Raw genomic sequence first — 25,799 nt, forward strand, 5'->3', positions numbered from 1 at the left:
AGATTAAATCACCTCTTACTTATTTTGACTATCCAAAGCATAAGACTTAACTTGGTATAAGTGAAATCATTAGTTATTATATTATTAATAAGTATCTCTTATTAATTGTGTGTGTCCTTAAATTTGAAAAATTTAAGGGAGTCATATTTTTAAAAGAAGGTGATAAATTTTGCGAAGGAGAATGGTTTGAATCCCTTCCACTACCTCAGCTATATCTTTGAGAAACTTCCTAACATAGACACCAAAGATAAAAAGGCCTTGGATCAACTACTCCCGTGGTCCGATTCCTTACCGATTTCCTGCCGAGTAAAAAGTAAATTGAAAGAGTTGAGTCCCCACCTTGATATTGTCGAGGTGGGGTTTATTTTACGCTTACCTCTGTTTCACAAGATGACTTAAAATCACTACTGGTTAGAGTGTGAGATTTGGGTCTCTTTTTTTCTCATTGATTATTCGTAAATAGATTACAGGGCGAAATATATGGAAAATATGTTGTCTAAGATAAGAGGATATAAGAAGTATATGTAGAATAAAACTAACTAAATAAAATGAATATTAAATAGAATTAAGATTAGTATAACCGTTCAGCTAAAGCTGAACATGGAGACTTCGATATGATAGTCTCCTGTACGAGAGTCTCCTGTACGAGAGTCTCCTGTGGAGAGTATCGCCGAAGCCGTGATCCCAAAAGAAATACTTACCGGCGTAGGATAGAGTATCGCCGTAGCCGCTGATCGCGAAAGGAAACTTACCGGCGTAGAGTTCATGAAATAAATAAAAGGATACATTCTAAATTAGAAAAAATTTGAATAGTGCACTTGAAATGCGGATAAAGCGAAGAACCACACAACTTGAAGAGATCAATGTAGAATTAGAAGAGAGCAATGCCATGCTGGAAGAGATGAATGCAGAGCTGGAAGAGAGCAATGCAATGCTTGAAGAGGAAATTACTAAACGTCAAAAGGCTGAAGAAGAAATTAAGAAATTAAATGAGGGATTAGAAAATAAATTGATGAGATGGAACAAGAAACACGAGGAGATGACAGGGTATTCCTCAGAAGAGCTAGCCCACATGAATTTATTGGATTGGTATAAAGGTGATGAAAAGAGTCAAACGGCTATCTTAGAAGGAATTGACATGGTTAACCAGAATGGATATGGGAATGCTGAAGCCAATTTGCAAAAAAAAGATGGTACAAAAATTCCCATGTACTTAACTGCCAGTTCAGTAACTATTGATAACAAACTGTATTTTGCCGGAATAGGAATTGACATGACCGAGCGAAACCAGTTATATGAAAGGCTACAAAAATATCAGGTTCTCGCTGAAAAAGCCAACGATGCTATGCTGTTCATGGATAAAGAAATGCTGCGATAAGAATTTATGGGTATACCTATAAAGAACTTTCGTCAATGAAAATCTTTGATTTAAGGCTTAGCAAGGCTTCTTACAGCGAAGGCAATTCAAGGTGCGTGCAGAACAGATGATATAATCGCCCGCTGGGGGGGAGATGAATTTGTCATTCTTCTGCCAAAGACTAATACTGAAGAGGCAGAAAAAATAGTAAGAAGAATAAAAGAACTTTATTCAAATGTCCTTGTTAATGCCATTGGTGTCAGTATATCCTTTGGGTGGGAGACAAAGAGAAAAATGGAGGTAAAGGTTATCCAAAGGGGTTAAAGGGGGAAGCTATTCCAAGGGTTTCAAGAATTATAGCCCTTACTGACGCCTACGATGCCATGATCAGCGAGCGCCCCTATCGAAATGCTTTGAGTGAGGAACAAGCCTTGAAAGAAATTCAAGAAAACGCCGGCACACAGTTCGATCCTGAAATTTCAAGAATATTTACTGAAAAATAAAAATGGAGGTCTACCGTGAGCGTTATGAAAGAATCCAAAAAAGCAGAAATCCAAATGCATCTGACTGAATTTGAAATGCCTCCTTTACAAGACGTTGTAATTGTGGGCCGTAATGCACCTATAGGTTCAGAGGCATTAAAAAGGATGGTTGATGTCCTCAGTCCGGATCAATACAAGATCATTAAGGTTGACCACCCAGTCATAGAGGCCATCGTAGTACGCATTGCGCTTATGAACATGATCCCTGAAGAAAAATTAAGTGAGTTTATTTTAGATGAAGGGGGAAAGATTGTTGATGAAAACACGATTATTAAAGCCCAAATGAACATAACTGTACATGTCAGCAAATCTATCGATTTATGATCAACATAAAGCGTGTTAAAGATATTTATTCTAGAGAATTTTACGCAGTGGATATATTGGATGGAGTCTCCAAGATAAGGTCGTTTTTATTGGAAACAGAAAATGGTTGTTGTCCGGTCATGGATGAGGGCAATCTGGTGGGAGTAATAACATACAAGGAGCTATTAAGAACACATCCCAATCGAATCATTGCGGATGTTTTGCGAGGGGAACCGGTCACAGTTCCTGCAGAAATGCCTCTTTGGCAAGCTAAAGAACTTTTTGAAGAGACCGGATTGGATGTCTTCTTAGTAGAGGAAGAAGGACGGTTATCAGGTATTTTGTCCCGCAACTTGATCGAGATACAACTTGGGTCTCATATAGATTTGTTAACCGGGCTCTATAAGAGTGATTACATATACTATCATGGTGTTCGACTCCTGGAAAATAAACAAGAAGTCAGCATTGTATTTTTTGATATGAACGATTTTGGCACTATTGATAAAACTTACGGTCACACAATCGGGGACATGATTTTAATTGAAGTAAGCAAATTGTTAAGAGAAAATATCCCATCGGAGGCCTTTTTATGTCGTTTTGGAGGAGACGAATTTGCTGTTTTGTTACCAAAACACTTGGACGAAGGAGCTGCATTAGCATATCGTTTGGCAGAAATTATAGCCCAGCACAGTTTTGTCCGAGGCATTAAGGTAAGTATTTCGGCAGGAATTGTTGGGGGACGACGACATGAAGAACGTGATGATGATCCATGGAGCACAATGGAACAACTGATAACGATTGCGAGCCTAAAATCTACAGAAGCTAAAAAGATGAACTCAACACTTTTAACGGCTGAAAATAAGTGTTCAGATGAAATAGCATAGCAGTGACGGGAACGTGTATTAGGAGGACACAATGAAAAAGAAATTAACTCCATGTTAAGTGACCAAAACAGTTTTTCTCTATGTTATGAAGCCGTTTGAAATTCACACCTATCCATGAAACGAAACTTGTTGATAAATTAGGTTTTAATAAAGGTATATTAGTATTTTTGGCGAATGGGTCATTATTCCAATTAATGGAGGCCGAAATCAGATGATATTACAAACGCTCGGAAGCCAGAGGTTCAAATTTGCGTTTACGCTTAGTGTGTCAAAGTTAGAGTTTGCCATGAGGATTAGATGTTTCCCGGCAGTAGGTTTATAAGGGGAGGGGAGTTGAAAGGATGATATCAACTAAAGTAATTGACTGGCTTTTGGAAGGTGATGTTGTGATACAATATCAAACTCACAGGGATATACTTGAAACAGATACAAATAGTTTAAGAGCACTAAGAACTCGCATTCAATTTGAAGGCTGGGGAAAACAATTCTTAAATAGTCGGCATTTAAATGGTCATGGGGGACAGGGATTCTATCAGTCTAAATGGATTAATATGCATTATACTTTATTAGACTTAAAAAATATTTCAATAGCTCCTGATAATAGAGAGATAAAGGAAAATCTTAGTTCGATCTTCAAATATGAAAAAGGTCCAGATGGAGGAATTAATCCATCTAGAACTATAAAGCAAAGTGACGTTTGTATTAATGGTATGGTCTTAAATTATGCTTCGTATTTTGGTGTAAACGAAGCTAATTTACATTCGATTATTGATTTTATTTTGTTACAAAACATGAATGATGGTGGTTTTAACTGTAGATTCAACAGAAAAGGTGCAGTACACAGTTCCTTACACTCCACGATATCAGTCATTGAGGGGATTTTAGAGTATTCAAAGAACGGATATAGCTATCGATTATCTGAATTACGAGAAGCCGAGCTTAAATCAAGAGAATTTATATTGCAGCATAGACTGTTTAAGTCGGATAAGACAGGAGAAATCATCGATAATAAAATGCTTATGTTGTCTTACCCTTCGAGATGGCGCTATGATGTGCTAAGGGCACTTGATTATTTTCATCTGGGGGACGTTCCTCATGATCCAAGAATGCAAGAGGCTATTGATCTTATTAAAATGAAACAAAGTGCTGATGGAACATGGCCCATGCAGGCCAAACATCCAGGTGAAGTTCATTTTGAGATGGAGAAAGTAGGTGAACCAAGCAGGTGGAATACTCTGAGGGCGTTACGAATCCTAAAAAATATTACGCCTTAGGGGGTAGAGCTTAGACTTATAAGGGAGAGACCAGAGATCAGAGAAATCGTCTTTGGTCTCTTTCGATTTATTTAAATATTCCATTCTTCGAAAGTTACAGGGATAGAAATATTCTCTTCTTTGGTAAATTTAGAGGGAAAAGGCAGTTTTATGTTGAATTAAATGCTAACTTATAAAACAAATAATCTAACTAATGCGTCATTAAGCAGCGACGTGGGAAGGAAAATTTTACTGAGGGGTTATATCGGATCGATGTAGAAGCCATATTGCTCTATTAGATTTTTTGAGTTTGTTGGGAATTTTAGAGCCGAGCATAATTAAATGCTCGGCTCTGGTTAGTAGATTTCTTTATTAATTACGTCATGTTTTTCCCTGGAAGATTACGTTCCGCCAATTCGATAGCCATTTTCACCATGTTACCACAGTTTCTTGAAGAAACTCCTCCAAATCCTTCTTGGTGAAGGGTTCCCGCAAAACCTAACTCTTGAGCAATTTCTTCTTTTAATTGGCTAGACATGATGCTATTACGTCGTCTTGACATTTAGGAATCCTCCTTTCAAATTGGACAGTTTCTTTCAACACCTCTGTAGGTTGATGAAAGTGTTCTTAGTATATCTGTATTTTTGAGACATTATGTAATCGACCATTAAGTTTTAATTGGAAATTAGAGATAAAAACACAGAACCTTTGTCTTCTTCAGCTGATTGGCTTTTTTGTAGAAAGGGGATATAATGTGAGAAAAAAATACAATGGGGTGAACTCTTTTGCCATTATTATTTGGAACAGCTGGAGTCCCACTTTCCTCGACGGATCGATCTAGTGAAGGTGGAGTACGCCGTATTCGTGAGTTACAGCTTGGTGCCTTAGAATTAGAATTTGTACAAGGGGTACGCATGGGTGAAGAAAAGGCAAGAAAAGTTGGAGCAGTGGCCAAAGAAGAAGGGATTGCTCTAAGTTGTCATGCCCCTTACTATATTAATTTAAACTCCCGTGAGCCTGAGAAAATTACGGCGAGCAGGGATCGAATTATACATACCTCGCGAATTTCACAGATTCTCGGTGTGCGGAGCGTCATTTTTCATCCTGCTTTTAATCATGATACTTCCTCAGAGGTGGTCTTAGAAAGGGTGGTCAGAGAACTTACCCTCGTGCGAGAGACCCTCGATGCGGAGGGTAATGAGGTTATTCTTCGTCCAGAAACGACTGGAAAAGGGACCCAGTTCGGAGATTTGGCAGAAACGATTCGGATTGCCCAAGAGGTTCCCGGGGTCTTACCGTGTATCGACTTTAGCCATCTTCATGCCCGGACTAATGGACGGTATAATTCTTATGACGAATTTTGTGAGATTTTAGATGAGACTGCAGAGGGGCTAGGGGATCGCTGGGTAAAAAACGTTCATTTTCATATTTCGGGAATTGAATATGGATTAAAGGGTGAGAAACGTCATCTTGTCTTAAAGGCATCTGACTTGCGGTTTGAAGAGTTAATGAAAGCTTGTCATTCCTTTGGCGTAGAAGGATTGGCTATTTGCGAAAGTCCGAACCTAGAAGAAGATGCTCTGCTTTTGCAACAGACGTATTTGGCTCTCGGCTAAACGAGTTAAGAACGTTTTTCACATGTTAAAGCTTAGTTACACGACAGTCAGTGACTGGCAAGCGGTTACCCTGGAATTGTAACATAGAAGAAGAATTAAGCCCCATTACAGGCTGGTAACAGGGGGTAGCGGTAGGAGGAGAGAGGATGAATTATTCTGCAGCTCACGAGGTGGCACTTGAAAAGTTTCGTGCTTGTTCTTTAGAGGATATGGCACGTTGCTCGGGCTATTCAATGGAAGACAATACCCTGGTTCTTGAATTTTTAGGCCAACATTTTAAGCTAGCTTATCCCAGCGGAAATTTTTTGCCTAGCCAAGCTTCGGACGGAGAATTACCGATTGCTACTCAAATATTGATACTTCATTACGTAACAAGTCGCAGTGAATCCTTAGAAGTGGGGACACTCATTTCCTACAAAGAATTTCCTGGCGGAGCCATGTATATTAAACCGTTTACTGGACGGGCCATTGATCCGCTGGTTCGTACTTTTGGTTCTAATCCAGATAGGCTCCTTGAAGTTGCATCGCGTTTAGGAGGACATTCCAATGGACTTGGAGACGTAGGGGTTACATACAGGGTGTTCCCACGCATTCCAGTGTCCTTGATTCTTTGGAGAGCAGATGATGAATTCCCGGCCTCGGGTAATATTCTATTCGACGCCTCCGCCCCTTCTATTCTACCCACTGAGGATTTTGCTGTCCTGGCCAGTATGGTTGTATTCGGGTTTAAGCGGATAAGTGCGATATAGGGATCATTGAACAAGATTCCTCTCATATGCTCACTCAGCTAAGAAACTTCCTCTTGGCTTGGTTCTAGCTGGGGAAAAGATACGTTTAACGTTCGCTGTTTTTTGTCTTTTGGAAGCAAAAATGCTGGGTCAGAATTTCAGATAGGGTGATCCGGGTGGAAGAGGTGAAAGTGTGAAGGTTCATAAGATCGATCATGTTGTCCTGACGGTTAAGGATATAGATTCGACCTGCCAATTCTATTCAAAGGTGTTAGGAATGACGGTGGTTGAGTTTGGGGAAGGTCGTAAGGCCTTAATGTTTGGGGACCAGAAAATTAATTTACATCAGGAAGGCAAGGAGCTTGTACCAAAAGCACTAAAACCAACTCCAGGTTCGAGTGATTTATGCTTTATTACAAACGTTCCTTTGGAAGATGTGTTAAAATACTTTGTGAGTTTTGGGGTTAAAGTTATTGAAGGTCCAATCGAGAAGATTGGGGCTTGTGGCTCGATTAAATCTGTCTATGTAAAGGATCCAGATGGGAATCTAATTGAAATCGCTAACTATCTAGATCCTATTAAGTAGATTTCACTAGAAGTGGCAAAGATAAATATAGTACGATTTAAAGCTAAACTTTGTCCATAACAAGACGAAGTTTTTTTGTTGCATTAATACATCCTTTGCTGTTCACACTAAGTCGAGGAGGTGTGTTAAAATGCATACGCTATGGAAAGGATCCATAAGTTTTGGCTTAGTGAATGTTCCGGTGAAAATGCATGCGGCCACAGAGTCTCAAGAGTTTAAGTTTAATTATCTTCATAAAGACTGCAACCGCCGGATTCGGTCGATCAAAAAATGTCCTACCTGCGATATGGAAGTTGAAACGGCTGATTTAGTGAAGGGATTTGAGTATGAAAAGGATCGGTATGTGGTTTTAAGTGAGGACGACCTTGCGTCTTTGGAACAACCCATGAGTCGATCGATTGATATTCTCGATTTTATCAATTTGCCCGAGATAGATCCAATCTATTATCAGAAATCTTATTACCTGTCTCCAGAAGAAACGGCCATGAAAGCCTATCGCTTACTTTGCCAGGCGATGGAGGAAAGTGGTAAAGTCGCTTTGGCCCGTGTTACGATGCGCTCAAAGCAGCATTTAGCTTGTTTGCGTGTTTTTGAAAAAGGCCTCGTCATGGAAACAATGCACTATCCAAAGGAAATCCGGCATATGGATGTGGTGTGGGATCGAGTGGTTCCGACGGAGACAGAATTGACTATGGCGCGTCAGTTGATTGATAATTTAGCTCGTCCGTTTGAACCAGAAAAATATCGTGATGAACTGCATGAGCAAATGGTACAGCTGATTGAAAGCAAAGTAGCCGGAGAAACCTATCAGGTTGAAGCTCCTGTTAAGGGAGGAAAAGTGGTCGATCTGATGGAAGCTTTGCGAGCAAGTATTGCTTTAACAGAAAATGAAAAAAGTCAGTTGAAAACTAATGAAGAAGCCAATCAAGTGGAAGGACCTTTCAAAGCTGTTAAACCAATGAAGCGAGTTTCAAAGGGAAAAGGCGCAAAGGCAGAAGGTCGTCCCGCTAGATCTTCAGATAAACCCAGAGACGAATCACCAGAAGAGATTATAGATAAACCACTCGATAAATCTACAGACAAACCTACAGAAAATCCCATAGACAAACCGAAGTCCTCGTTGACTCCACGAAAACGAACGACCCGACATGCGAAGGAAGCCTAGGTATGACAGAACTGATAGGTAATTCAGAGCAAGCGTTCGAAGCCAATCTAAGTATGGTCGAACCTGAATTTCCCGTCAAGGTTATGGAACCAAGGCGGGTTGAGACGCTCCCGCCGGGGGAGTTCTTATATCAAGTTAAATGGGATGGAATGAGATGGGTTACTTATAAAGCTACACAGGGAGTTTTCTTTCAGACAAAAGCTCAAAAAATATTCAAGGCCCGCTTTGCTGAACTAGATCAGTGCTTTGACTGGTTACCGACTGGAAGTATGCTGGATGGAGAGGTTGTTGTCTTGCGCAATGGTACCCCTCATTTTCCGTCTCTATTGCGACGAATACATAGCCGATCCCTTAGACTTCCAGAACTGGAAGTTAATTATGTCATTTTCGATGTTCTCTTTTGGGAGGGGGAAGATTGGCGTCAAAAGCAATTGCGTCAGCGTCTAGATTTATTAGAAGCTTGTATTCCGCCTTCCGAGCGGTTTCATAAGATTGAAACATTTACAGAGGGTATGAGTCTTTGGCAAGGAATCGAACAGATGAACTTGGAGGGCATGGTGGCTAAAGTACCCTCGAGTTTATATCGGGGCGGCAAGGATTCCTCTTGGTTGAAGATCAAAAACTGGCAGGAACAATCCTTTTTCGTCGGGGGAATAAAGTTCAAAGGGGATAATCTGCAAGCGGTTTGTTTAGGGATGATGCATAATACAGAATTAGGGTACGTAGGATCGGTGTCGAGCGGTGTAACACGTATTTTACGAAGTGAGGCTGTTAATTCGCTACAAGAAAGGGCATCTAGCCCTTTTAAGCAGGGACTGGGACCCTTTCCTAGTCGAGGGGAAACGATACGGTGGGTTGAGCCCACTACGCTTCTTAAAACACGATTTTTAGAATGGACTGATGAAGGGAAATTGCGTCATGCCCAGATCATTGACTAAGAGGGACCAAACGATCGCTGTAGTCGTTGAAGGTAAAACCCTTACTTTAAGTAATTTAGATAAAGTGTATTTTCCTGAGCAGGAAATTACCAAAGGGGAACTGATCCACTATTATTCAGAGATGGCCTCGCTGATCTTGCCTCATCTGAAGCAGAATCCCTTTGTCATGGTTCGTTATCCTGAGGGTATTGATGGAGACTATTTCTACCAAAAAGAGTGTCCACCCCAAGCACCGGAATGGGTAACCAGGTATTCAGATCCCCGTTCCAAGCATGGTTTAACCTACTTAGTTTGTGATCAACTAGCTACCTTAGTCTATTTAGCGAATCTGGGGTGTATTGAAATTCACGCTTGGGCGTCTAGTATCCATAAGCCGAATTTCCCGAGATGGGCTGTTTTTGATCTGGATCCAGATCCCCCTGCCGGATTTCAGGAGGCAATTAGAGTAGCGCTATGGTTAGGGGAGATATTAAACGAATTAAAGTTAAATTTTTTGGTCAAAACCTCCGGGGCGACAGGGGTCCATATTTTGTTACCGTTAAGTGATCAGTTTACTTACGCCGAGGTTCAAAAAGGGATTGAAGGAATCTGCCGTTTTCTTACAGCTCAGCGGCCGGAATCTTGTACTGTAGAACGTAGTGTCAAGAATCGGAAGGGAAAAGTCTATCTCGATTATCTCCAAAATGGACGTGGGAGAACCATGGCAGGTATTTATAGTGTTCGACCAACACGGTTAGGACATATCTCAGCCCCTTTACTTTGGGAAGAGGTAGTTCAAGGGGTCAATCCAGATGATTTTCACGTCCGCTCTTATCGAAAACGGTTGGAAAAAGTGGGTGATCTGAGCACAATAATGACTAAGACGAACGATTTCTCATCAATCCTACGCTATTTTACATGAAAGATTGAAATTCGACAAAACTCTACGCAGGAGATACGTCCTTTCGCCCCGAAATGGGGCTTAAGGAGGTGCGCGCCTTGGGAACTGAAGAAGAAAAACAAGTTCGAGCAGCATTCCGCACTATTTCAGGCGTTGGAAGCCAGCATTTAAGGCGTCTGATTGCTTATTTTGGTAGTGCCGTTAAAGCATGGGAGGCTTCAACAAGCCAATATCATTCAATCCTTCATCAGGACAAATGGGTTCAGGAAATTTTGAAGGCCAGGTCAATGATTGACCCACAGCGGATTGGAGATGCTCTCAAAAACCAAGGAATTCAGATTATCACGCCGGATGAAATCGGTTATCCAAGGTTACTGGCGGAGTTAGCGGATGCTCCACCGCTTCTATATTATCGGGGACAGTTGCAGGGGAGTCCGGAAGGGCTTGCTATTGTGGGTTCACGACAAGCTACTTCCTATGGCAAAGCGGTGGCTAGATTGCTTGCTCGGGATGCTGTAGCCCGGGGGTTTGTGATAGTTAGCGGTTTAGCCCGAGGGATTGATACAGCAGCCCATCAAGGGGCGCTGGACAATGGCGGGGTCACTTGGGCATTTCTAGGCTGTGGTTTAGATAGAATCTATCCTTTAGAAAATAAAAAATTGGCGGAGGGGATTTCGGAGAAGGGTGCCTTGATCAGTGAATTCGTGCCTGGCGCTCCACCCAATGCAGCCCATTTTCCGGCACGAAATCGCTTAATTAGTGGATGTTCTCGCGGAGTGGTGGTCGTAGAAGCTGCAGAGAGAAGCGGAGCTTTAATTACGGTCGATTTCGCGTTAGAACAAGGGCGAGAAGTATTTGCAGTCCCAGGGCCTATTTTTAGTGAGGTGAGTCGAGGCCCTCATCATTTACTACGCCAAGGGGCAAAAATCGTGGAAGGAATTGAAGACATTTGCCATGAACTGCCTTTAGGGTCCCAATTTGTTGGCCAAATATCGCCGACTAAAGAACCTTTGCCCAAAGAAGTTATATCAACTGATAATGAACATCAGTTAATTCTAGAACAATTAAGTGACGTTCCTCTGCATATTGACCAAATAACAATTCATTCAACCCTCTCGGTTTCAAGTATTTCCTTGGCATTATTGGAGCTGCAATTAGGCGGAAAAGTCATACAATTACCGGGTCAACATTATGTATTAGCACGAGAGTGCTAGACATACTATGAAAAAGGCGTTAATATAGGGCTTAGTTTTACCAAATGTTAAACTAAGGACTTAGATTAGACCCATTTGGATATAAGTGTAGTATGTGGAAGTGAAAAATTCACGATAACCTAAAATTATTTACAAACAAAATGTCTTTAATTTTTGTTTTCGTAAGAAAACAAATTCGAGTTCGAACCTCGACCTCGAGAAAATGGGTTATTTAAGTGTTTTTTTAAGTATGTATTGAGGTGAAAGAATGTCAAAGACGCTTGTGATTGTAGAGTCCCCAGCCAAGGCAAAGTCAATCAGCAAATTTTTAGGAAGCCGTTATACGGTTAAAGCTTCAATGGGACATCTGCGGGATTTACCGAAGAGTCAATTGGGTGTGGATATAGAACATGACTTCGAACCCAAATATATTGCGATTCGTGGTCGCGGAGATTTGATCAAGGATTTGCGTGCTGCGGCTAAAGGGGCAGATAAGGTGTTCTTGGCTTCTGACCCTGATCGTGAGGGGGAAGCGATTGCCTGGCATCTTTCGCATTTATTGGGGCTTAACCAAGGGGATAAAAACCGAATCGAATTTCACGAGATTACGAAACAAGCCATCCAAGCGGCTGTTAAGCATCCACGGCAGATAGACCAAGCCCGGGTGGATGCGCAACAAGCCCGGAGGGTATTAGACCGATTGGTCGGTTATCAATTAAGTCCGTTGCTCTGGCGTAAAATCAAGAAAGGGTTAAGCGCAGGAAGGGTCCAATCTGTTGCAGTTCGGTTAGTAGACGATCGGGAAGAGGAGATACAGGCGTTTGTCTCGGAAGAGTATTGGAGTCTAACGGCTAATCTTCAATCTGCCGGAGGAAAGTTCTTAGCTAAGCTAGTTAAAAAGTCAGGCAAAAAAATAGCCATCACCTCTAAAGCAGAAATGGAAAGCGTGCTTTCCGAGTTAAAGGGAAAAGATTTTCAAGTATCCGAGGTTCGGACCAAAGAAAAGAAAAAACAACCGTCACCTCCCTTTATTACGAGTAGTCTTCAACAGGAAGCGCACCGCAAGTTGAGTTTTTCTCCGAAACGGACCATGATGTTGGCTCAGCAACTATACGAGGGGCTGGACCTTGGTAAAGAGGGAACGGTGGGTCTGATCACCTATATGCGTACGGATTCCGTCAAGATCGCGGAAACGGCTCAAGCTGAGGCCAAAGAATGGATTCTTTCACACTATGGGGACGAGTATTATCCTCCTGAACCGCGCCAGTTTACTAATAAGGGGAGGGCTCAGGAAGCGCATGAAGCTATCCGACCGACCTCAGCTTTGCGGACTCCAGATATGCTGAAGGGGATTTTATCACGAGATCAATTACGCTTGTACCGCTTGATCTGGGAGCGATTTATTGCGAGTCAGATGAGTGTAGCAATTACGGATACCTTGACTGTCGAGAGCTTAGTAGGGGATTACTTATTTCGGGCCAATGCTACTACCATTCGATTTCCAGGTTTTTTAGCGGTTTATGAAGAAGGTAAAGATGCTGGCGAGACAACGGATGACGAACAAAACTCACTTACGCTTTCCGTCTCTGCTGGAGAGAAGCTATCCCTAATCAAACTCCAAGAGAAGCAACATTTTACAGAACCACCCCCACGTTATACAGAAGCATCTCTTGTTCGCAAGATGGAAGAGGAAGGAATCGGCAGGCCGAGCACGTATGCACCGACCATCGAAACCATTCAAACACGAGGGTATGTGGTTAAAGAAGAGAAACAACTCCTGCCTACCGAGCTGGGAGACATAGTCATAACCCTGCTCAAGGAACATTTTCCGGATATCTTGAATCTGGAGTTCACAGCTAATTTAGAAGCAAAGCTCGACCGAATTGAAGAAGGAAATACTCCTTGGAAGTCTGTGGTTGAGGATTATTATGGGCCCTTCTCAGTGACTTTAGCTGAGGCTGATGAGAAAATCGGCAAGGTAAAAATTGAAGATCAAGTTTCCGAAGAACTTTGTGAGAGCTGCGGAAGGAATATGGTTATAAAAATGGGGCGTTACGGTAAATTTTTAGCTTGTCCGGGTTTTCCGGACTGTAGAAACACGAAGCCGCTCTTTGAAGAAGTGGGTGCAAACTGTCCCACGTGCTCTAAACCCTTGGTGGTTCGTCGCTCCAAGAAGGGGCGGAAGTTTTTCGGGTGTCTCGGTTACCCAGAATGCGATTTTGTTTCCTGGGAAATGCCAGCCCCTGATCCTTGTCCAGAGTGCCAGCAATTGATGGTGATTAAATCAACCAAACGCCAGAAGAAACATGTCTGCACAAATCCAGAATGTCGCTTTACAAAGGTAATCGAAGAAGAAGCTTAAGACAAGGTCTAGTGATAGAAGTAACGTTTCTCAGGCGTTTACTGGGATAAGGAGCGAGTCGTTCATGCAACAAATTACGGTCATCGGAGCAGGTCTGGCGGGGTCGGAGGCTGCCTGGCAACTTGCCGAGCGCGGGATCATGGTCAATTTATATGAGATGCGTCCGACAAAAACTACCCCCGCACATCAAACTGATCGATTTGCAGAACTCGTCTGTAGCAACTCGCTGCGGGGGGCGGGTATAGAGAATGCCGTTGGGTTATTAAAAGAAGAAATGCGCCGTTTGGGGTCCTTGATCATGGAGGCGGCTGATCATAACGCGGTTCCCGCTGGCGGTGCTTTAGCTGTCGATCGGGAACTGTTTTCAAGTGAAATTACAAAACGATTGGAACAGCATCCCAACGTACGTGTGCACCGAGAAGAAGTTCATTCTCTCCCAGAGGGGATGACGATCGTGGCAAGTGGGCCCTTGACCTCTGAAGATTTAGCGCACGATATTCTGAAGGCAACTGGGGAGCAAGCCTTGTCTTTTTACGATGCTGCTGCCCCCATTGTAACCCTTGAATCGATCGATTTAGAGAAGGCTTTTTGGGCATCCCGTTATGACAAAGGGGATGCCGATTATTTAAACTGTCCCATGACGAGGGAAGAATATGAAGCTTTTTACAAGGCGTTGGTAGAGGCTGAGATGGCTGAAATCCAAGGCTTTGAACAAGGAAAGGTTTTTGAAGGTTGTCTGCCGATTGAAGTGATGGCCAAACGAGGCATTCAGACTCTGACGTTTGGCCCCTTAAAACCAGTTGGCTTAATCGACCCTCGCGCAGGGAAAAAATCTCATGCTGTAGTACAGCTGCGCAAGGAAAATCAAGCCGGAACTCTCTTTAATCTGGTGGGTTTTCAAACCCATTTAAAATGGGGGGAACAGAAACGCGTTTTTTCGTTAATTCCCGGGTTGGAGAAAGCTGAATTTGTGCGCTATGGCGTAATGCACCGCAATACGTTTCTCGATGCGCCGAAAGTGCTTAAGGCAGATTTCAGTCTCAGGCTAAAACCAGAGCTTTTCTTTGCTGGTCAAATGACAGGCGTCGAAGGGTATGTAGAGTCTGCTGCCAGCGGGCTTCTGGCAGGTTTGAACGCTTGGCGACGTCTTAATCAGCTGGATACACTGGTTTTTCCTGCGGAAAGCTCACTAGGAGCACTAGCTCGCCATTTAGAGGGCTCTCCTAGTCAAAGCTTTCAACCCATGAATATTAACTTTGGCTTGCTACCACCTTTGAGCGAGCGAATCAGGGACAAGCGCCAAAAAAATGCCAAAATCTCCGAACGGGCCTTAGCAGCATTAGCTGAATTTTGTGCACGAGAGGATTTGGGGAGGTAAGCAAGTGCTGGTGGATGAAGCCTTAGGTTTATTTGCTGGGTATCAATATTCCCAAAATCGGTCGGAGCACACAGTGGTTGCTTATCAAACAGATCTGGGTCAGTTTTTTCGCTTTGCTGCCCAAGAGCAAGGTCTCGAACCTGAAGAAGTCACGGTTGAGAGTATCGATGTTTATATTGTGCGTAGCTTTCTAGGAGTTTTAGCACAACACGGGCTGGCGAGAAAAAGCATGGCCCGTAAGCTTGCCTCGTTACGGTCGTTTTTTAAGTTCTTATGCCGTCAGGAACTACTTAAAATGAGTCCGGTGCAGAGGGTGGCGAGTCCGAAATTAGGGCGCAAACTCCCGCATTTTCTTTACCTAGACCAAGTTGAGGGGTTACTACGTGCTCCGGATTGCTCAAATTTACTGGGTTGTCGAGATCGAGTCATCTTAGAATTGCTCTATGGATCCGGATTAAGAGTCAGTGAATTAATCGGCTTAAATCGAGAGAACCTTGATTTAGATAGTGGGCTAATTCGCGTTCTTGGCAAGGGTAGTAAGGAGCGAGTTGTTCCAGTGACCAACTATGCTAGGCAGGCGATTGAAGGGTATTTAGGAATGAGGAAGGATCAACAGAGGGCGCTGTTACTAAATTACCAGGGATCGCGCTTATCGGATAGATCAGTTCGCAGAATTTTGGACAAACTAGTCGCAAAGGTCAGTCTAGAACAACACGTGAATCCTCATATGCTACGTCATTCTTTTGCCACCCATCTGTTGGATGGCGGTGCTGATCTAAGAAGTGTTCAAGAGTTACTGGGACATCAGAAACTATCCTCAACCCAAATCTACACGCATCTAACTCGTGAACGACTTAAAGAAGTCTTCACTCGCGCCCATCCCCGTGCAAAAGAACGAAATAAGCCCAAGACACTATAAATTTTCACAAAAAAAAGCAAATTGACTACAATTCGCTTGACACGCAGAAAATGCCCTAGTAAACTTTATTTAAGGGGGTTTGATCTATGTTTCATGCAACGACCATCGTCGCAGTGAAAAAAGGGGAGCAGGTATCTATCGCGGGTGACGGTCAAGTAACCTTTGGCCAGGCTACCGTTATGAAACATAAGGCCCGTAAGGTCCGCCGCTTGTATAACGGAAAAGTCATTACAGGGTTTGCGGGTTCCGTAGCGGATGCGTTTACGCTGTTTGATAAGTTTGAACAAAAACTTGAAGCGTATCATGGGAATCTCCAGCGTGCGGCTGTAGAGCTAGCGAAGGAATGGCGAACAGACAAAATGCTGAGAAATCTGGAAGCACTACTTATCGTGGCAGATACTCAAAATCTTTTAATTGTATCTGGCTCGGGTGAAGTGATTGAACCAGATGATGGAATCGCCGCCATCGGATCTGGAGGGAACTATGCTTTAGCAGCTGCTCGCGCTTTAGCAAGACATTCAGATTTATCGACTTCGGAAATTGTTCGAGAAGCAATGCTTATAGCCGCTTCAATTTGTGTCTATACTAATGAGGAAATTACTGTGGAAGAGTTATAGGAGGTGAGACTATGGACCGTTTGACTCCCCGTGAAATCGTTCGTGAATTAGACCAACACATTATCGGCCAAAATGCGGCGAAACGAGCTGTTGCGGTTGCTTTAAGGAATCGTTATCGACGCTCTTGTTTGCCAGAACAATTGCAAGAAGAAGTAATCCCCAAGAACATTTTAATGATTGGTCCCACTGGCGTTGGCAAGACAGAGATTGCCCGCCGCTTGGCGAAGCTTGTTCGCGCCCCCTTCATTAAGATTGAAGCCACGAAGTTTACGGAAGTAGGTTATGTTGGTCGGGATGTGGAAGCGATAATTCGAGACTTAGTCGAAATCTCCTTGCGTATGGTGAAGGCGGAGCGAACAGAACAAGTTCAGACTCAGGCGGCAGTCAATGCCGAGAAACGTTTGCTTGAACTGTTAGTGCCAGAAAAACGCTCTGAGAGTACATCAAGTAATCCCTTCCAGATGTTATTCGGCCAGTCATCAAATGAGGAAAAAGAACCGGAAGTCACGCCTGAAATTGAAAAAGAACGCAAGCTAGTTAGAGACCGTTTGCAACGAGGAGATTTAGAGAAAAAGGTTATTGATATTTCAGTTGAAGAGAGTATGCCACTTTCCGATATGCTGGGCAATAATAACATGATGGAAATGGGTTTGAATATTCAAGATATGATGTCCGGAATGCTCCCGAAGCGGCACAAAAAGAGAAAAGTGACCGTCCGAGATGCCCGAAAGATTCTGATTCAGGAAGAAGCTCAAAACTTGATTGATCATGACGAAGCAGTACAGGATGCGATTCGCAGAACAGAGCAAGAGGGAATTGTGTTCTTGGACGAAATCGATAAAATTGCTGGGCGCGAAGGCGCCGGTGGTGCGGACGTTTCAAGGGGTGGGGTTCAACGCGATATCCTCCCAATTGTGGAAGGGTCCACTGTGGTAACCAAGTATGGTCCGGTCAAAACTGATCATATCCTTTTCATTGCAGCAGGCGCTTTTCATGTCAGCAAACCCTCTGACCTCATTCCTGAACTGCAAGGGAGATTTCCGATCCGTGTTGAACTCGAATCCTTAAGTGTGGCAGATTTCAAACGTATTCTTACGGAAACCCAATCATCGCTCATTAAACAATACAGTGCTTTATTGGGGACAGAAGGAATAGTAGTCGATTTTACGGAGAATGCTATTGATGAATTGGCAGAAGTTGCCTTCAAAGTAAATTCGACCACAGAAAATATTGGGGCACGCAGACTCCATACGATTGTCGAAAAAGTACTCGAGGAACTATCTTTCGAAGCATCTGAGCTGCCTGACGATTATACGGTGACAATTAATCGAGAATATGTTGAGCACCGTCTGGGTGATGTGGTTCGAAATCAAGATTTAGCGCGCTATATTCTATAAAAACAAGTTAACATACTTCATGGGAAGTAATTTAAGGAGGATTTAGACCTTATGGAAACAACTTTATTAGACAAAACGAGGACCATTAATAAGTTAATACAACGTGCTGCAGGGAATCCGGTTGATTTTGAAGAAATGGCTAAAGTTCTTGGGCAGGCCGTAATTTCCAACTGTTATATTGTTGGACGTCGGGGGAAAATTTTAGGGTATAGTTTCATGGAAGGGTTTGTCTGTGGAGTCATGGAGGATATTGTCATTCATACTGAACGCTTTCCTGAAAGCTATAACGAAGGTCTAATGAAAATTAGTTCGACGATTACGAATACGACGCAAGTTGCCAATGGCTGTGTGTTTAATAGTAATGAACCCTGTGGTTTCACAAATAAACTGACGACTATTGTGCCAATTTTAGGAGGAGGAGAACGAGTTGGGACGCTCGTACTCGCCAAATATGATGTGGAATTTAATGAACACGATCTCGTACTAGCCGAATACGGTGCAACTGTGGTAGGTATGGAAATTTTACGAGTTAAAGCAGAACGTGCAGAAGAAGAAGCCCGTAAAAAAGCGGCCGTTCAAATCGCGGTGGGAACCCTATCCTATTCTGAACTTGAGGCAGTGGAGCACATCTTTGCTGAATTAGGTGGCGGAGAAGGACTATTGGTTGCCAGTAAAATTGCGGATCGAGTTGGGATTACTCGTTCGGTCATTGTCAATGCGTTGCGCAAATTTGAATCTGCTGGTGTAATTGAATCAAAGTCCTTGGGCATGAAAGGAACTTACATCCGAGTGCTTAACGATTATCTGCTGGATGAACTGGAAAAACAAACTAAACACACGAAGTAGACGGCTTAGCAGGAGGGTGATTTCATGGATGAACATGATTACGTTTACCTAATGAGACCGCTTGTGGTACCAGGGCTCGTGTTTCTGATTGTTTATCCCCTTGTTATTGGGAGTGTGCATGTCTTCAGTAAGCTACCCATCATGGAACTAAGGGTACTAATAGGAATCTATATCATTGCAGGGCTTGGCATCTTAGCGCTGTGGGTCATTGCGAAGAGTAAACGAGTGAAAATTAATGATGAGCAAATTATTTTTCACTCGCTGCTCGGAGAACGGGTCCTCGAACCGCAAGATATTAGACGAGTTGCCTTTTATTTCGATCAAAAAGGGCAGGAAATAGCTCAAATTCGCACGAACAATGCCTTATTTTACGTGAGTGAATTCTATTTCCCCTTTCCCGAATTAATGAGCGACTTAGAGCATTTTATTCTGCACTACGATATACGGTCTAACCTTTCGAGAAATGCTGTGTGATAAAACTGAATACTGTAATTATGCCTAATTCATTGCAAAGCTCTTGAGAATATGCTAATCTATTTGCAGTGTGACTTAATGACACACGCAGTGGGATTAAAACGCTAGTTCCTTGTCGGGAGGCAAGGGGCGTTTTGAGATGAACCTGTGGTGGAAAAAAACAAAAAAAGAAAGTTGGTTTAACATGGCTGTCATCTCTATGAAACAATTACTGGAAGCAGGTGTCCACTTTGGACATCAAACACGTCGCTGGAATCCCAAAATGGCGCGCTATATTTTCACGGAGCGCAATGGAATCTACATTATTGATCTGCAAAAGACGGTTAAAAAAGTGGATGAAGCCTTTAACTTTGTCCGCAACCTTGCTACTGAGGGCGGTACCATGCTGTTTGTGGGTACCAAAAAACAAGCGCAAGAATCGGTCAAAGATGAAGCCATCCGTTGTGGCATGTACTTTGTCAATGAACGCTGGCTTGGAGGTATGTTGACAAACTTCCAGACGATTCAAAAGCGAGTAGATCGTTTGCGTGTTTTGGAGCGTATGGAGGCTGAAGGCGTATTTGAAGTTCTTACTAAAAAAGAAGTTTCTGCACTTCGTCATGAAATGGAAAAATTAGAGCGCTTCTTGGGTGGTATCAAGAACATGAAAAAGCTTCCAGATGCTTTATTCATCGTTGACCCACGTAAAGAGAGAATTGCCGTTGCAGAAGCACGCCGATTAAAGATTCCTATTGTGGCAATTGTAGATACAAACTGTGATCCAGATGAAATTGATGTAGTCATTCCAGCTAATGATGATGCAATCCGTGCCGTCAAGTTACTGACTGCGAAGATGGCGGATGCGATCATCGAAGGGCAACATGTTATTGAAGATGAGGCTGAAGAAGCTGGAGACGTTGTCGAAGCGTAAGCGAAGTTCGAGGCGCGAGGCGCGAGGTTCGAAGTTCGAACCTTGTACCTCGCACATTTCGTATCGCATACTATAAATCACTAAATGCATACTTACAATGACTCACTAGATCAGTGACACATCACATATTTTTCGTGCGTCGCGCCTCGCGCCTCGTGCATCGAATTTAGGAGGGTTTACTTATGGCAGAGGTAACTGCAGCTCTAGTTAAAGAGCTTAGGGAACGTACTGGAGCAGGCATGATGGATTGTAAAAAGGCACTTACAGAGTGTAATTGTGAGCTGGAAAAGGCTTGTGATTATCTCCGTGAAAAAGGACTAGCAGCCGCCGCTAAAAAGGGTGGTCGTATTGCAGCTGAAGGAACGATTGAGTCCTATATCCATGGTGGTGGACGAATTGGTGTACTTATTGAAGTCAACTGTGAAACAGACTTTGTTGCTCGCGGGGATGAATTTAAAGCGTTAGTACGTGATATGGGATTGCATATCGCAGCTGCCAATCCCCAATATCTTAATAAAGAAGATGTTCCAGCTGATGTACTCCAACATGAAAGAGATATTCTTAAAGCGCAAGCTCTCAATGAAGGCAAGCCGGAAAAGATTATTGAAAAAATGGTGGAAGGCCGGATCGAAAAGTTTTATAAAGAAGTATGTTTAATGGAACAAGCTTTTGTCAAAGATCCTGATAAGAGTGTGCGGGATTTGGTTCTCGATAAAGTGGCAAAAATTGGGGAGCGCATTGTTATTCGTCGCTTTACTCGTTATGAATTAGGTGCGGGTATTGAAAAACGACAGGATGATTTTGCATCAGAAGTTATGAAAGAATTAAATCGCTAAAACCTAGACAATCTATCAAGAGAACACCCCGGTGTTCTCTTTTTCGAATGTGAGAGGAATTCTCTCTCTAGGCGTAGAATTAGATTGATGGAGGTTAATCCATGGAAAAATCACGGTATAGTCGAGTTGTCCTAAAGATCAGTGGGGAAGCGCTTGCAGGTACACAAGGCTTTGGACTCCAACATGATATGCTTGTTACCGTTGCCGAGCAGGTAGCAGAAATTCGCGGGATGGGTGTTGAAGTTTGCTTAGTTGTAGGGGGTGGGAATTTATGGCGGGGCATTGCGGGTAGCGCCCAAGGCATGGACCGTGCAACAGCCGATTACATGGGGATGTTGGCAACCGTAATGAATGCCCTAGCTTTGCAAGATGCCTTAGAAAAGGCTGGATCCGTTACCCGTGTCTTATCGGCTATTGAAATGCGCCAAGTTGCTGAACCCTATATTCGCCGTCGAGCCATTCGGCATATGGAAAAAGGGCGTATTGTGATTTTTGCTGCCGGAACAGGTAATCCATACTTTTCGACGGATACAACGGCTGCCTTAAGGGCGGCTGAAATCGAAGCAGACGTTATATTGATGGCGAAAAGGGTGGATGGGGTTTACGATTCTGATCCGTTCCTCAATCCTGAAGCTAAAAAGTTTGAACGCTTAAGCTACTTGGATGTTCTAAGTCGAGGACTTGGGGTTATGGATTCCACTGCGACCTCACTGTGCATGGACAATAATATTCCTGTCATTGTTTTTGACCTAACCAAAAAAGGTAATATTCGCCGTGTTATCATGGGTGATGCGATTGGAACGTATGTTGGGAGGGATAGTCAATGATTTCCGAAATCATAAAAGATGCGGATGAGCGGATGCATAAAGGGATTGATGCCTTACGTAAAGAGTACGCTACGATTCGCGCAGGTCGAGCTAATCCGAGTGTTTTAGACAAAGTAATGGTTGAATACTATGGAGCTCCTACTCCGATTAATCAGTTGGCGAATATTTCTGCACCAGAGGCCAGAATGCTAGTGATTCAGGCCTGGGATAAGTCCGTGCTTCCGGCTATTGAAAAAGCAATTATGAAATCAGATCTTGGGCTTAACCCATCAAGTGATGGTATTGTGATTCGCCTGATGATTCCGCAACTTACGGCAGAGCGTCGTGCCGAGTTAGTGAAGACTGTGAAAAAGAAGGCGGAGGAAGCTCGAGTAGCAGTGCGCAATGTGCGTCGAGATGTCAATGATCATCTTAAGAAGCTAGAGAAAGATCACGAAGCCTCCGAAGATGAGGTCAAGCGGGCCCAAGATGATGTGCAGAAGATGACAGACAAAATGATTAAAGAAATTGAACGTGTGCTGGAGACCAAGGAAAGTGAAATCACTCAAGTATGATGATGCAGACTTGGCTCGGTCGAAGTTGGAATGAGGTTCAACCTAAGATAGAAAATCTAGGAAGACCTTACGCTTTCCAAATTACACGCCCTCATGGTAGAATGGAATCGTGGGGAAATTGCAGAGTTGTCCGTATCAGAGAAGTTGCTGACCGTGTGAACTTTATATTAGCACACGAAAATTTTTCGCAAAGACAGTCATTGACCCCCTAACTTATAAAGGGGGTCTTATAATCGTAGTTCGAAGTTCGATATTCGTGGTTCGAACTTCGGACCACGAACAACGAATATCGCCTATGGGGAAATAGGTTCGATGTAAGTGGTTCAGAGTACCGTTTTTAGGTCATAGTTCAAAGTATGTAACCACGAATATCGAACTATTAACATCGAATACGGGGAAGTGGTCCGATCTAAGTGGTAGGGAGTATGTATTTAGTATTTAGTACGTAGTACGTAGTACAAAGTATGAAGTCTCAAAATCGAACCACGAACCACGAATATCGAACATCGAAAAAGGGGTGTAATGATGTGGCTCAAGGCTTGGAAACGAAATAAAGTGGACTCTGACGATCAGGTTGCGCTGGATCGCCTTCCTCGCCATATAGCCATAATCATGGATGGGAATGGACGATGGGCTAAGAAGCGCGGGCTTCCCCGATCAATGGGACATCGAGCAGGCGTAGAAGCCTTGCGTAAAGTCGTTAAAACCTGTTCAGAGCTGGGGATTGAAGTTCTAACAGTCTATGCGTTTTCGACGGAGAATTGGAGTAGGCCCAAAGATGAAGTGGGTATACTCATGACTTTACTGACCGAGTATTTAAGAAAAGAACTCAACGAGCTTCATCAAAACAAGGTGGTCATTCGAACCATCGGTAAAATTAAGGACCTTCCACTAGAAGCGCAGCGCGAATTAGAGCACTCAATAAAGAAAACTCGAGATAATACGGGTCTCATTCTTAACTTAGCTTTAAATTATGGTGGTCGATCTGAAATTATTGATGCCGTCAAGAAGGTGAGTAGCGATGTTTTGAGTGGGAAGCAGCGTATTGAGGAAATCAATGAGGATGTCTTCAGTCAAGAACTATTTACCAAAGGAATACCAGATCCTGATTTGCTAATTCGTACCTCAGGTGAAATGAGGTTAAGCAACTTTTTACTTTGGCAATTAGCCTATACTGAAATTGTCATCATCAAAGAGCTTTGGCCTGACTTTGGGGAGAAGGCCTTGCTTGAGTCCATTAAAACATATCAGAAACGGGATCGCAGGTTCGGTGGAATACATACAGATTGAGGATACGACATGTTTATAAGAACAATGAGTGCTTTGATAGGAGCTCCAATTTTTTTAGCATTAATCTATTTTGGTGGATCCTATATCATCTTTTTGGTCACTTTGTTAACCTTGTTAGCTTTGAGGGAATTTTTACAAATTGGCGAACAGATGGGTATTCGTTCTTGGCGTAAATTTTCGACCATCTTTGCGGTTATATGGTTAATGGGTCTATTTAACGACGGAAGAGACTGGATGTTGCCAGCTCTTCTCTTATGGCTTCTAATTGGATTTGGGAGGCTTGCCTTAACATATCCTAAAACGTCGCTTAACGAGGCAAACTTTAATATACTGTCTGTTGTTTATACTGTGATCTTATTATCCCATCTTTATTTACTTCGTGAGCTTCCGAGAGGTATAGAATGGACTTTTCTTACTATATTTTTAGTATGGGCTACTGATACAGGTGCCTACCTGATTGGCAGACAATTCGGTCGCCATCGGTTAGCACCCCATGTAAGTCCGAAGAAAACTGTAGAGGGTTCGGTAGGGGGATTATTGTTTAGCATTGGTATAGCTGTTGGCTTTTGGCGATTTGTCGGTGGTGCACACTGGATGACGTATATAATATTAGGTCTTGTCATTGGAACCAGCGCCCAAATTGGTGATCTGTTTGAGTCAGCCTTGAAACGTAGTGCGGGGGTTAAAGATTCTGGAAGTCTTATTCCTGGGCACGGTGGAATCTTGGATCGTTTCGACAGTCTCATCTTTGTCATACCATTGGTATATTATGGAATAATCTTACTATCGTGAGGTGAATACGTTGAGCATCCAGAGACATCCTATATGGACAAGTATTAGCAGGCTTGCGTTAGTGACTAGTGCCCTTGTCCTTTTGAAAACTTTTACCTACTTCTTTCAAGACTTCTTACCTGTTTTTGCGAATGTTATTGGCAAAATGTTCAGTGCCTTTTTGCCGTTTTTGATCGCGCTCATTCTGGCCTTTTTACTCGAACCGCTGCTTGTTCGACTGATGCGTGCTGTGCGTATTCGCCGACCCTATGCTGCCGTACTCACCCTCCTTTTGGCGATTGTGGGTTTGAGTTTGTTTATTTTTCTGATTGTTGCTCGCCTTTATACCGAATTATCAGAGTTAGCCATCAAACTACCGAATTATGGATACCTTCTGGATCTAGTAACCAGACAAGTAGATACGGCTGAACGGTTTGTACAGGTAAATCCTCAAATTCAGGATACTTTGTTTGCTTCCACAGAAAGCTTTGCGAGAACACTTCAAGAATGGGCTAAATCAGGAAGTGCCTTTTTACTCTCTTTTCTGACTGCTTTGCCGGGTGTATTTATTGTGATGGTGGTTTCCGTCGTCGCAACCCTGCTTATAAGTTCGAGCTATCCTAATGTAAAACGGTTTATTTCTAATTTATTTCCCCGACGTTGGTACGTTAGCGCCCAGGCGATCAGCGAGGACTTAGGCGCTGCCGTGGTAGGGTATTTACGAGCGCAAGCTATTTTAGTTTCTTTGACGGCACTGGCAACCATTGCTGGACTACTGCTGATGGGTAATCGTTATGCAGTTACGTTAGGTGTCATTGCTGGACTTTTAGATATCGTGCCAATTGTAGGCACTGGCATGCTCTTCGTCCCTTGGGCCGTCGCGTTATTAATTATGGGATCCTTCGGAGAAGGGTTAAAGCTGCTGCTAATGTGGATAGTCATTGTTACTATACGACAGTTTCTGGAACCAAAAGTTTTGTCGAAGGGAATCGGAATTCACCCACTTCCTACGCTCATTTCTATGTACGTGGGACTTCAGTTGATCGGAGGCTTGGGTCTTATAGTGGGACCAGCGTTTGTTATCAGTTATGAAGCGTTACGTCGAGTTGGAGTATTTGGGCCTCCTAGAGAGTAAGGCGAAGTTCGAGGTTCGAAGCTCGATTATCTCAGTTC

Annotated in this window: 28 protein-coding genes and 1 pseudogene; 28 read left to right on the forward strand and 1 reads right to left on the reverse strand. The window is 43.1% G+C overall.

Annotation, left to right across the window (positions count from 1 at the left end; genetic code table 11):
* Window positions 1–159: 159 nt before the first annotated feature.
* The 7 genes and pseudogenes from ACYQ3Q_RS16345 to ACYQ3Q_RS16375 form a co-directional block, all read left to right on the forward strand.
* Window positions 160–306: pseudogene (locus tag ACYQ3Q_RS16345) on the forward strand (transposase domain-containing protein); the annotation flags it as partial.
* A gap of 499 nt (window positions 307–805) precedes the next feature.
* The gene (locus tag ACYQ3Q_RS16350; protein WP_459929604.1) at window positions 806–1,378 is read left to right on the forward strand and encodes a PAS domain S-box protein; all 573 of its coding nucleotides are present in this window, start codon (window positions 806–808) and stop codon (window positions 1,376–1,378) included.
* A gap of 114 nt (window positions 1,379–1,492) precedes the next feature.
* On the forward strand, window positions 1,493–1,681 hold the full coding sequence (locus ACYQ3Q_RS16355; protein ID WP_459929827.1) for a diguanylate cyclase domain-containing protein: 189 nt from the start codon (window positions 1,493–1,495) through the stop codon (window positions 1,679–1,681).
* Window positions 1,633–1,860: an HD-GYP domain-containing protein gene (locus ACYQ3Q_RS16360; protein WP_459929605.1), complete on the forward strand. Its 228-nt coding sequence runs from the start codon at window positions 1,633–1,635 to the stop codon at window positions 1,858–1,860. Before ACYQ3Q_RS16355 ends, ACYQ3Q_RS16360 begins: the two co-directional genes overlap by 49 nt.
* A gap of 24 nt (window positions 1,861–1,884) precedes the next feature.
* Window positions 1,885–2,223 (forward strand): hypothetical protein, encoded by a 339-nt coding sequence (locus ACYQ3Q_RS16365; protein ID WP_459929828.1) that lies wholly within the window; start codon window positions 1,885–1,887, stop codon window positions 2,221–2,223.
* Complete coding sequence (locus ACYQ3Q_RS16370; RefSeq protein WP_459929606.1) at window positions 2,220–3,086, forward strand: GGDEF domain-containing protein; 867 nt, start codon at window positions 2,220–2,222, stop codon at window positions 3,084–3,086. The genes ACYQ3Q_RS16365 and ACYQ3Q_RS16370 overlap by 4 nt, the downstream gene beginning before the upstream one ends.
* A 341-nt stretch (window positions 3,087–3,427) precedes the next feature.
* Window positions 3,428–4,360 carry a prenyltransferase/squalene oxidase repeat-containing protein gene (locus ACYQ3Q_RS16375; protein ID WP_459929607.1) on the forward strand — a complete coding sequence of 311 codons (933 nt, stop codon included), beginning with the start codon at window positions 3,428–3,430 and terminating at the stop codon, window positions 4,358–4,360.
* 355 nt (window positions 4,361–4,715) lie between these two features.
* Here ACYQ3Q_RS16375 and ACYQ3Q_RS16380 read toward each other — a convergent pair whose 3' ends face one another.
* The gene (locus ACYQ3Q_RS16380) at window positions 4,716–4,901 is read right to left on the reverse strand and encodes a small, acid-soluble spore protein, alpha/beta type (protein WP_459929608.1); all 186 of its coding nucleotides are present in this window, start codon (window positions 4,899–4,901) and stop codon (window positions 4,716–4,718) included.
* Window positions 4,902–5,124: 223 nt separating this feature from the next.
* On the opposite strand from ACYQ3Q_RS16380, the gene ACYQ3Q_RS16385 reads away from it, so the two are divergent.
* From ACYQ3Q_RS16385 to ytvI, 21 genes are all read left to right on the forward strand, one after another.
* On the forward strand, window positions 5,125–5,955 hold the full coding sequence (locus ACYQ3Q_RS16385) for a TIM barrel protein (protein ID WP_459929609.1): 831 nt from the start codon (window positions 5,125–5,127) through the stop codon (window positions 5,953–5,955).
* 146 nt (window positions 5,956–6,101) lie between these two features.
* On the forward strand, window positions 6,102–6,704 hold the full coding sequence (locus tag ACYQ3Q_RS16390; RefSeq protein WP_459929610.1) for a DUF3786 domain-containing protein: 603 nt from the start codon (window positions 6,102–6,104) through the stop codon (window positions 6,702–6,704).
* Window positions 6,705–6,876: 172 nt separating this feature from the next.
* Window positions 6,877–7,269: a VOC family protein gene (locus ACYQ3Q_RS16395; RefSeq protein WP_459929611.1), complete on the forward strand. Its 393-nt coding sequence runs from the start codon at window positions 6,877–6,879 to the stop codon at window positions 7,267–7,269.
* Window positions 7,270–7,399: 130 nt separating this feature from the next.
* Window positions 7,400–8,434, forward strand: a complete 1,035-nt coding sequence (gene ku, locus ACYQ3Q_RS16400; RefSeq protein ID WP_459929612.1) for a non-homologous end joining protein Ku — start codon at window positions 7,400–7,402, stop codon at window positions 8,432–8,434.
* Window positions 8,435–8,436: 2 nt separating this feature from the next.
* A complete protein-coding gene (locus tag ACYQ3Q_RS16405) occupies window positions 8,437–9,372 on the forward strand; it encodes an ATP-dependent DNA ligase (RefSeq protein ID WP_459929613.1) in 936 nt (311 codons plus the stop codon).
* The gene (gene ligD, locus ACYQ3Q_RS16410; protein ID WP_459929614.1) at window positions 9,353–10,273 is read left to right on the forward strand and encodes a non-homologous end-joining DNA ligase; all 921 of its coding nucleotides are present in this window, start codon (window positions 9,353–9,355) and stop codon (window positions 10,271–10,273) included. The genes ACYQ3Q_RS16405 and ligD overlap by 20 nt, the downstream gene beginning before the upstream one ends.
* A 53-nt stretch (window positions 10,274–10,326) precedes the next feature.
* Window positions 10,327–11,466 carry a DNA-processing protein DprA gene (dprA, locus tag ACYQ3Q_RS16415; RefSeq protein ID WP_459929615.1) on the forward strand — a complete coding sequence of 380 codons (1,140 nt, stop codon included), beginning with the start codon at window positions 10,327–10,329 and terminating at the stop codon, window positions 11,464–11,466.
* A 247-nt stretch (window positions 11,467–11,713) separates the two neighbouring features.
* Window positions 11,714–13,807 (forward strand): type I DNA topoisomerase, encoded by a 2,094-nt coding sequence (gene topA / locus ACYQ3Q_RS16420; protein WP_459929616.1) that lies wholly within the window; start codon window positions 11,714–11,716, stop codon window positions 13,805–13,807.
* Window positions 13,808–13,871: 64 nt separating this feature from the next.
* Window positions 13,872–15,185, forward strand: a complete 1,314-nt coding sequence (gene trmFO, locus ACYQ3Q_RS16425) for a methylenetetrahydrofolate--tRNA-(uracil(54)-C(5))-methyltransferase (FADH(2)-oxidizing) TrmFO (protein WP_459929617.1) — start codon at window positions 13,872–13,874, stop codon at window positions 15,183–15,185.
* A 4-nt stretch (window positions 15,186–15,189) separates the two neighbouring features.
* Complete coding sequence (gene xerC, locus ACYQ3Q_RS16430) at window positions 15,190–16,104, forward strand: tyrosine recombinase XerC (protein ID WP_459929618.1); 915 nt, start codon at window positions 15,190–15,192, stop codon at window positions 16,102–16,104.
* Window positions 16,105–16,190: 86 nt separating this feature from the next.
* Window positions 16,191–16,721, forward strand: coding sequence for an ATP-dependent protease subunit HslV (hslV, locus tag ACYQ3Q_RS16435; RefSeq protein ID WP_459929619.1), 531 nt, complete (start codon window positions 16,191–16,193; stop codon window positions 16,719–16,721).
* An 11-nt stretch (window positions 16,722–16,732) separates the two neighbouring features.
* Window positions 16,733–18,118 carry an ATP-dependent protease ATPase subunit HslU gene (gene hslU / locus ACYQ3Q_RS16440; RefSeq protein ID WP_459929620.1) on the forward strand — a complete coding sequence of 462 codons (1,386 nt, stop codon included), beginning with the start codon at window positions 16,733–16,735 and terminating at the stop codon, window positions 18,116–18,118.
* A gap of 51 nt (window positions 18,119–18,169) precedes the next feature.
* The gene (gene codY / locus ACYQ3Q_RS16445) at window positions 18,170–18,964 is read left to right on the forward strand and encodes a GTP-sensing pleiotropic transcriptional regulator CodY (protein WP_459929621.1); all 795 of its coding nucleotides are present in this window, start codon (window positions 18,170–18,172) and stop codon (window positions 18,962–18,964) included.
* A 24-nt stretch (window positions 18,965–18,988) separates the two neighbouring features.
* Complete coding sequence (locus ACYQ3Q_RS16450) at window positions 18,989–19,438, forward strand: hypothetical protein (RefSeq protein WP_459929622.1); 450 nt, start codon at window positions 18,989–18,991, stop codon at window positions 19,436–19,438.
* Between the two features lie 184 nt (window positions 19,439–19,622).
* The gene (gene rpsB, locus ACYQ3Q_RS16455; protein WP_459929829.1) at window positions 19,623–20,348 is read left to right on the forward strand and encodes a 30S ribosomal protein S2; all 726 of its coding nucleotides are present in this window, start codon (window positions 19,623–19,625) and stop codon (window positions 20,346–20,348) included.
* A 182-nt stretch (window positions 20,349–20,530) separates the two neighbouring features.
* On the forward strand, window positions 20,531–21,184 hold the full coding sequence (tsf, locus tag ACYQ3Q_RS16460; protein ID WP_459929623.1) for a translation elongation factor Ts: 654 nt from the start codon (window positions 20,531–20,533) through the stop codon (window positions 21,182–21,184).
* Window positions 21,185–21,285: 101 nt separating this feature from the next.
* Window positions 21,286–22,011, forward strand: coding sequence for a UMP kinase (pyrH, locus tag ACYQ3Q_RS16465; RefSeq protein ID WP_459929624.1), 726 nt, complete (start codon window positions 21,286–21,288; stop codon window positions 22,009–22,011).
* A complete protein-coding gene (gene frr, locus ACYQ3Q_RS16470) occupies window positions 22,008–22,565 on the forward strand; it encodes a ribosome recycling factor (RefSeq protein ID WP_459929625.1) in 558 nt (185 codons plus the stop codon). The genes pyrH and frr overlap by 4 nt, the downstream gene beginning before the upstream one ends.
* Window positions 22,566–23,090: 525 nt before the next feature.
* Window positions 23,091–23,855, forward strand: coding sequence for an undecaprenyl pyrophosphate synthase (gene uppS, locus ACYQ3Q_RS16475; protein WP_459929830.1), 765 nt, complete (start codon window positions 23,091–23,093; stop codon window positions 23,853–23,855).
* A 9-nt stretch (window positions 23,856–23,864) separates the two neighbouring features.
* The gene (locus tag ACYQ3Q_RS16480; RefSeq protein ID WP_459929626.1) at window positions 23,865–24,647 is read left to right on the forward strand and encodes a phosphatidate cytidylyltransferase; all 783 of its coding nucleotides are present in this window, start codon (window positions 23,865–23,867) and stop codon (window positions 24,645–24,647) included.
* A 10-nt stretch (window positions 24,648–24,657) separates the two neighbouring features.
* Window positions 24,658–25,761, forward strand: coding sequence for a sporulation integral membrane protein YtvI (gene ytvI, locus ACYQ3Q_RS16485; RefSeq protein ID WP_459929627.1), 1,104 nt, complete (start codon window positions 24,658–24,660; stop codon window positions 25,759–25,761).
* Window positions 25,762–25,799: the final 38 nt, after the last annotated feature.

The organism is Desulfosporosinus burensis (assembly GCF_054657535.1).